Source organism: Pseudomonas sp. FSL W7-0098, from assembly GCF_005930585.1.
Taxonomy (GTDB): Bacteria; Pseudomonadota; Gammaproteobacteria; order Pseudomonadales; family Pseudomonadaceae; genus Aquipseudomonas; species Aquipseudomonas bubulae.
Genome location: NZ_RXHW01000033.1, coordinates 1 through 251 on the forward strand (window position 1 = coordinate 1; position 251 = coordinate 251).

General features: G+C 40.6%; 1 protein-coding gene. It reads right to left on the minus strand.

Annotated features, from left to right (window positions below; all coding sequences use genetic code 11):
- Positions 1–251, minus strand: a 251-nt coding sequence (locus FHL07_RS23565; RefSeq protein WP_138738994.1) for a DDE-type integrase/transposase/recombinase, incomplete at both ends; no start/stop codon positions are given.

The window sequence follows — 251 nt, forward strand, 5'->3', positions numbered from 1 at the left end:
ACCTTGATTTCAGTAGACACCGAAAAGCCGAAGAGCGTTCCATTTCTTCGGTTCTTTTTATATATTCCTCGAAGGGTCTCCATGCCCTTAATCGTGGAAGAGGCTGTACGGAGACTTTGATAAAATTTATTCCGTCGTTTAATAGGTCGATGGTCTTGTTCTATTAAATTGTTAAGATACTTCACAGTTCGGTGCTCTGTCTTAGTATATAAACCCACACTCTGTAACTTTCTAAAGGCGGAGCCAAGAGA